At 73.6% G+C, this 7,264-nt stretch carries 6 protein-coding genes; all 6 read right to left on the bottom strand.

The window, feature by feature from the left end; genetic code table 11:
- Window positions 1-71: 71 nt before the first annotated feature.
- Window positions 72-1,226 carry a GNAT family N-acetyltransferase gene (locus OUY22_RS20040; protein ID WP_270156573.1) on the bottom strand — a complete coding sequence of 385 codons (1,155 nt, stop codon included), beginning with the start codon at window positions 1,224-1,226 and terminating at the stop codon, window positions 72-74.
- Between the two features lie 10 nt (window positions 1,227-1,236).
- A complete protein-coding gene (locus OUY22_RS20045; protein ID WP_270156574.1) occupies window positions 1,237-3,078 on the bottom strand; it encodes a carbohydrate ABC transporter permease in 1,842 nt (613 codons plus the stop codon).
- A 262-nt stretch (window positions 3,079-3,340) separates the two neighbouring features.
- The gene (locus OUY22_RS20050; RefSeq protein WP_270156575.1) at window positions 3,341-4,093 is read right to left on the bottom strand and encodes a YebC/PmpR family DNA-binding transcriptional regulator; all 753 of its coding nucleotides are present in this window, start codon (window positions 4,091-4,093) and stop codon (window positions 3,341-3,343) included.
- A gap of 3 nt (window positions 4,094-4,096) precedes the next feature.
- Complete coding sequence (pdxT, locus tag OUY22_RS20055; protein ID WP_270156576.1) at window positions 4,097-4,681, bottom strand: pyridoxal 5'-phosphate synthase glutaminase subunit PdxT; 585 nt, start codon at window positions 4,679-4,681, stop codon at window positions 4,097-4,099.
- A gap of 57 nt (window positions 4,682-4,738) precedes the next feature.
- The gene (locus OUY22_RS20060; protein ID WP_270156577.1) at window positions 4,739-5,671 is read right to left on the bottom strand and encodes an endonuclease/exonuclease/phosphatase family protein; all 933 of its coding nucleotides are present in this window, start codon (window positions 5,669-5,671) and stop codon (window positions 4,739-4,741) included.
- A 102-nt stretch (window positions 5,672-5,773) separates the two neighbouring features.
- A partial coding sequence (locus OUY22_RS20065) for an alkaline phosphatase D family protein (RefSeq protein WP_270156578.1) occupies window positions 5,774-7,264 on the bottom strand: 1,491 nt, incomplete at its 5' end.

Consider the following 7,264-nt stretch of genomic DNA (forward strand, 5'->3'; position numbering starts at 1 on the left):
CGCCCGCCGAACACCAGTTCGGCACGAGACTCTACCGTTTCCCGGCCCGCTCGCGCACCGGGAAACGCCTGTCAGAAGTAGTCGAGCATGTACGGGCGGGCCGCGAAAGCGGCGTCGAGCACCTCGTCGTGACGCTCGTCGCCGGTCATGAGGCCGGCGCGCCGCAGCGTGGCGACGGGGACGCCCGCATACAGGGCGGAGAACCCGTTCGCGCTCAGCACCGGCGCGCCCGCCTCTCCCGTCTCACGGGTGGCCGCGCCGGAACCGCCGGCGAACTCCAGGCGCCACAGGCCCGCGTTGCCGGCCCGCAGCGGATCCTCCACCCGTACGACGGCCGCGGCGTTCAGGGCCGCCGGCCAGCCCCTGCGGGCCACCGCCTCCACCAGGTCGATCACCCGGAACATCCATCGCACCTGCTCGGCCGTCTCCTTCGACCGCTCGCGCAGCAGCCACAGCACCGGGTCGTCCGGAGCGACCACGGCCTTGACCCGCTTGGCGACCGACGAGGACGTGCCGACCAGGGACCACAGCGCTCCGGCGGTCTCGACCGAGCCGGCGACGACGTTGTCCACCTCGATGTCCTGGCCGTCCCACCGGTAGACGGCGAACCCGTCGTCGGCCAGGTAGAGGAAGTCGTCCTCCTCGGCGAGCCAGAGCCGCCAGATGCCCTCCCCCCAAGAGATCGGGCCGCTGGCGCGGGAGGCGGCGTACAGCCGGTGCAGCAGGGCGATGACCTCGGCGGCGTCGTCGGGCCCCATCCGGCGCAGCCGGACGTTCCCGGCCGGGCGGATCGTGCGCAGCGACTCGGCGGGCAGGGTCACCCGGTGCTGGGCGCCGGCGTGCTCGTAGCCGAGCGACCGGTAGAGGGGGGTCGTGGCGGGATAGAGCGCGGACACGGCGTCGCCGAGGACGGCGGCCCGCTCGATCACGGCGCGCATGATGAGGCTGCCGACGCCGCGCCCCCGGTCCTCCGGGCTGACGGTGACCCCGGCGACGCCGGACATGGGCTGCGGCCTGCCGTGCCACCACTGGGTGAACGGCCGCAGCCGGGCCGCGGCCGCGAGCCGGCCGCCTTCGAAGGCGCCGAGGTAGCGGCCCGCCGCGAGGGTGGGATGCACCATCTTGCGGAAGGTCGCCACGTCCCCGGCCGACAGGGGGCCGAAGGAGCGCTTGCGTAGGTCGAGGACGGCGTCGAGGTCGTCCGCCGTCACGTCACGAATCTCCACAGCCGACAACCTACGCATCCTGGACGGGGGGCCGCGACCCGGTACCGCGTCCGACCGTGAGGGCGAGCCGGTCCAGGTACAGCAGCTGCGCCGCCACGACGGCGGCCAGCGCGAGCGCCATGGGGACCAGCGGGGTGGCGAGCCCCACGTCGACGGCGCCGCCGGGGAGCCGGGCCGCGGCCATGGACTGGGCGAGCGGCGCGGTCGCCAGATCGGGCTGCTGGGTGACCAGAAGCGGCCAGAGCAGCTGCTGGGCGTTCACCAGCGTGACGGCGACGACCAGGATGCCGGCCATCGGCAGCGACGGCTTCACCACGCCGGACAGCAGGTCGGTGGTGTTCCGCTCGGCCAGGCCCTTGCAGAGCAGGGTGAGGACGAGCAGCGCGGGCACGCTGACGAGCAGCGGCGGCACGAGCGCGGCGAAGGTGTCGACGAGGCCGAGGCCGCGCACGGTGTTCCAGTTGGCGATGGCGAGCGGGCCCGGGCCGACGAACAGCCACGGCGCGAACGGCAGCAGCAGCCACTCGCTGCGCCGCCCGAGCGGGCGCAGGCCGCCGATGCCCAGCGCCCCGAGGTACGCGACGCCGACGGAGACGAGGGCGCCGGCCAAGGCGGGCAGCCAGGTGTTCAGGTGCACGTTCGGGCCGGCGACGGCGTCTCCCGGCTCGAACAGGCCCGACAGCCACGGCAGGCTCCCCGCGACGGCGGCGACGGTGACGACGGCCAGCGCGACCACCCCGACGGCCACGCCGCCCGCGGAGGGCCGCCGCCCGGACGGCCCGGCTCCGTCCACGCCTCCGGGCGCGTACGGTCCGTCGGGCGCGTGCGCCTTGCCGGGCGCGTGGGGCGACCCGGCCGACGCGTAGGAGGCTCCTGGTACGGGTGATCCGGCGGAAGCGTACGAACCGGACAGGTGCGACGCGTACGGAACGTCCGCCGATCGCGACCCGGCGGACGTGTACGGGACCGGCCCGGCGGGCGCGGGGACGGCTTCGGAGAGGGCTTCGCGGCCGGGTGCGGGGGTCAGGGTGAGGCGCATGCGGGAGGCGACGGCCAGGATCGTGGCGGCGATCCCGAGCACCCAGACGATCACGCAGGTCACGGTGGCCAGCGTGGCGCCCAGGCCGAGGTGGCCCGCCCGCCAGGTGAACGTGTATTGCAGGATGGCGAGCGTCTGGGTGGAGTCCAGCGGCCCGCCCCCGGTCAGCACGTGGGCCAGCGTGAACAGCTGCAGCCCCGCCGCCACGGCGGCGAGCGCGACGATCCCGCCGACCGTCAGCATGGCCGGGGTGACACCGGCGTCCCCGCGCAGCGCCGGCAGGAACGCCATCACCGCCAGCGCGCACACCAGGCCGAAGGTGGCGGCGGCCACGATGAGCCGGAGCGTTCCAGGGGCGGTCGCCGGATCGGCCAGCGAGCCGGCCAGGGCCGCAGGGCCGCCGGCGTCCGCCCGCAGCCCGCGCAGCCAGGAGACGGCCACCGCGGCCGGCGAGAAGGCCACCAGGGACAGCGAGAGCAGGATCCGCCCGGCCCGCCTGACCCACGTGCCGCCCCGGTCGAGGGCGAGCGCCAGCAGCGGCGCGACGACGAGCGCGACGAGCAGCGGCATGACCGTCACCGACAGGGTGAAGCCGAGCGCGGGCCAGAAGGTGTCGTCGGCGAGCAGGCGGACGTAGTTGTCCAGCCCCGCCCACTGGCCCGGCCCGTAGAGCCCGCCTGAGCGCAGGCTGGTGCCGATCGTCAGGACGGTGGGCAGGACCAGCGTGATCAGCATGCCCAGCACGGCCGGCATGAGCAGCAGCCAGCCCAGCGCCGGGGCCGGGGCCGGGGAGTCAGAGGTGCGGGAGGTCACGACGTCCGACCCTACGCCGACTCCGACCGCCGTGCCACGCCCGCCACGCGGCGCCCGCGACCGGCGTACGGAACCCGGAGAAGGGAGCCCATAACCGGCCACGCGGCTCCCAGGATGCCGCTGACGGCGTGCCGGGCGGCCCTGGTCACCGGGCAGGGCCAGGCGGCGGGCTCCTCACAGCGGCACGCTGAGCGCCCGGGCGGGACCGGGAAACCGGACGCCCCGGGTCAGCCGTCGGGCTTCTCGATGGTCTCGCCGTCCGTCAGGCGTCGAGCTTCTCCATGATCTCGTCGGAGACGTCGAAGTTGGCGTAGACGTTCTGCACGTCGTCGCTGTCCTCCAGAGCGTCGACGAGCCGGAACACCTTCTTGGCGGCCTCCTCGTCGAGGGGCACGCTCATCGTCGGCAGGAAGCTGGACTCGGCCGAGTCGTAGTCGATGCCCGCGTCCTGCAGGGCCTTGCGCACCGGCACCAGGTCGCCCGCCTCGCACACCACCTCGAAGGACTCGCCCAGGTCGTTGACCTCCTCGGCGCCCGCCTCCAGGACGGCCATGAGCACGGTGTCCTCGTCGAGCCCGTTCTTCGGCACGATCACGACGCCCTTGCGGTTGAACATGTAGGACACCGAGCCGGGGTCGGCCAGCGAGCCGCCGTTGCGGGTCAGCGCCACCCGGACCTCGGAGGCGGCGCGGTTGCGGTTGTCGGTGAGGCACTCGATGAGCACGGCGACGCCGCCGGGGGCGTAGCCCTCGTACATGATGGTCTGGTAGTCGGCGCCGCCGGCCTCCAGGCCGCCGCCGCGCTTGCGGGCCCGCTCGATGTTGTCGTTGGGGACCGAGTTCTTCTTCGCCTTGAAGATCGCGTCGAAGAGTGTGGGGTTGGCATCCGGGTCAGGCCCGCCGGTCCTGGCCGCCACCTCGATGTTCTTGATGAGCTTCGCGAACAGCTTGCCGCGCTTGGCGTCGAGTGCGGCCTTCTTGTGCTTCGTCGTCGCCCATTTGGAGTGGCCGGACATCGCCTAGAGCTCCCTCACCATGTCTACGAAGTATCGGTGCACGCGCGTGTCTCCCGTCAGCTCGGGGTGGAAGGACGTCGCGAGCAGCGGCCCTTGTCGGACCGCGACGATCCTATCTCCCGGCTCGGCCCTCCCCAGCACGTCGACTCCCGGCCCGATCGATTCGACCCAGGGCGCGCGGATGAAGACGGCGTGCACGGGGGCGCCGGCGAAGTCGAGGTCGGCCTCGAAGGAGTCCACCTGGCGGCCGAAGGCGTTGCGCCTGACCACCATGTCGATGCCGCCGAACGTCTGCTGGCCGGCGACGCCGTCCTCGATGCGGTCGGCGAGCATGATCATGCCGGCGCACGAGCCGTAGGCGGGCATGCCGTCCTTGATCCGCATCCGCAGCGGTTCGAGCAGTTCGAAGGTGTCGGCGAGCTTCCACATGGTGGTCGACTCGCCGCCGGGGACGACCAGCGCGTCGACGGCGTCGAGCTCGGCCGGCCCGCGTACGGGGCGGGATTCGGCGCCCGCCTCCTGGAGCATGCGCACATGCTCGCGCACGTCGCCTTGCAGAGCGAGTACCCCGATTTCGGGCACGGTCATCCTTCCATCAGACGTCGGGTGTCTTCGGATGAAACACCGCGCATGCCCGACATCTTCCTACAGGGCCAGTTCGGCGTGCAGCGGCCGGTGGTCGGAGAGCGTGACGGGCTGGTCGACGTGGCAGCGCCGGACGCTGCCGGGCGGCGCGAACACGTAGTCGAGCTTCTTACGCCCGGCCGCGGCGTCGTGCGTCCACCGCCCGGTCCTGGCCTCGCCGCGCTGGTCGCATTCACGGTGGTCGCGATAGGCGGGGGCGATCGCGCGACGGCCCGCGGCGCCGCCGGTGCGGCTGTCGGGCGGCGCGGCGTTCAGGTCGCCGCCGAAGACGGCCCGGTGCCCGTCCCTGACCGCGACGTCGAGCAGCCGCCTGATCTGCCTGGTGCGGTAGGGAGCGCCCGGCTGCCGGTCGTCGTAGTCGGCGCCGGACGACAGGTGGGTGTTGCAGGCGCGCACGCGGATCGCGCCGATGGTGGCGCACAGGACGGCGCGGCGGACGTACCAGGGCGGGGAGGGCAACGGGTGGACGCTGAAGTCCGCGTCGTGGCGGGCGACGGCGACGGCGATGCTCTGCGCGCCGCGCGGGCGGCCGAGGCGGTCGGGGTGACACGGGTACAGTGCGCCGCCGGAGTCCTGGAGGCTCCAGGAGCCGACGGTCCAGGGGCGGCCGGTGCGGAGCTCCAGGGTGCGTTCGAGGGTGGCGTCGGCGCCGGAGCAGAACTCCTGGAGGAAGATCACGTCAGACGTGATGGGGCCGCCGATCGCGTGGCCGGAGATGTTCCAGGCCAGTTCGAGCGCTCCGGCCCGGTAGAGGGCGCACCGGGGGTTGGTGCCCGCGCAGACGTTCCAGGTGAGCACCGCCAGCCGGGCACGCGCCTGCCCGCCTCCGTCCGGGACGACGGCCGGGGTGACGGCCGGGGTGACGGCCGGGGTGACGGCCGGGGTGACGGCCGCGACGGCCAGCGCCACGACGAGGATCGCCCGTACGGTCACGGACGCATCCAACCAGAAAGGCGCGTTCCCGGAGGATCTTCTCGACATCCCGGACCGCCGGAAGCGGAGCCCGGCCCCGCTCCCGGCGGTCCCCTGCCGGGGTCACGGACGTTCGGTCTCCCAGCGGACGGTGTCCTCGACCGTCATCCGGCCGCTGACGCGGGCCGTCGGGTCGAGCGGCCGCAGGTAGGTCTGCTGGACGCCGGGCACCCGGTCCTCGACCACGAAGGTGGCCCTCGTGTACGCCGCCACGCCGGGCTCGCGCACGGTCGGGACCACCTTGAAGTCGGCGGTGAGCCGCTCGCGGTCGACGCGGGTGATCACGTAGCCGCGCTGGTTGTTGTAGAACCGCAGGTGCGGGTTGATCTGGAGGAACGGGTGCGCGGCCGGGTCGGAGTCGGCCCCGTCGCCGCCGCTGGTGATGGAGGTCGTCACCAGTTCGGAGCCGACCGCAGGCCCGGTGGGGTCGTCGTAGTCGAGCTTGAGGTCGGCGGCCCAGTGGGCGTGCACGTCGCCGGTGAGCACGACGGGGTTGCGCACCCCGGCGTCGATCCAGCCCTGGGTGATGCGCCGCCGGGAGGCGACGTAGCCGTCCCAGGCGTCCTGGCTGGTGACCTTGGCCGGGCCCGCGTCGTTGTCGCGCTGGGCGAAGAACACCTGCTGGCCGAGGATGTCCCACCGGGCGCGCGAGCGGCGGAAGCCGTCGAGCAGCCACGCCTCCTGCGGGGCCCCGGTGATGGACCGGGCCGGATCGGCGGCCTCGGGGCAGTCGCGGTAGCCGTCGCCGCAGCCCTGGTCGTCGCGGTACTGACGGGTGTCGAGCATGTGGAAGGTGGCCATCCTGCCCCATCGCACCCGCCGGTACAGCCGCATGTCGACGCCGCGTGGGATGGAGGCGCGGCGCAGCGGCATGTTCTCGTAGTAGGCGCGGAAGGCGGCCTCGCGCCGGGCCGGGAAGTCGGGCTGCGGGCGGTCGGGACGTTCGGGGACCAGGCCGGCCCAGTTGTTGTCCACCTCGTGGTCGTCCCAGACGACCAGCCAGGGCGCCGCCTCGTGCGCGGCCCGCAGGTCGGGGTCGGTCTTGTACTGGGCGTGCCGCTGCCGGTAGCCGGCCAGGGTCACGGTCTCGGGGCCCTCGTGGTCGCGGACGTTGCCGCCGGGGGCCGTGTAGGTGCTCCCGGCGTACTCGTACTGGTAGTCGCCCAGGTGCAGGACCAGGTCGGGGTGCTCGTCGGCGACCCCGCGGTAGGCGGAGAAGTAGCCGTGCTCGTACTGGCTGCAGGAGACGAAGGCCATGGCCAGCGGGCCGCCGTAGGAGGTGCGGCGGGGAGCGGTGCGGGCGCGTCCGACCGGCGAGACGTACGGGCCGAGGCGGAAGCGGTACCAGTAGTCGCGTCCGGCGTCCAGGCCGGTCAGTTCGACGTGCACGCTGTGGCCCCACTCGGGGGCGGCGACGGCGACGCCGGTGCGGACCAGGCGGCGGCAGCGCTCGTCGGCGTACACCTGCCAGCGGACGTCGAACGGGCGGGGCGGCATGCCGCCGAACCCGTCCTCGGCCAGTGGCACCGGGGCGAGCCTGGTCCACAGGACGAA

It is taken from the genome of Nonomuraea corallina (genome assembly GCF_027620315.1).
Lineage (GTDB): Bacteria > Actinomycetota > Actinomycetes > Streptosporangiales > Streptosporangiaceae > Nonomuraea > Nonomuraea corallina.

Excerpts from the sequence above, each read along its gene's own strand:
- OUY22_RS20050 (WP_270156575.1), bottom strand. The coding sequence starts at position 4,093 with ATGTCCGGCCACTCCAAATGGGCGACGACGAAGCACAAGAAGGCCGCA.
- pdxT (WP_270156576.1), bottom strand. The coding sequence starts at position 4,681 with ATGACCGTGCCCGAAATCGGGGTACTCGCTCTGCAAGGCGACGTGCGC.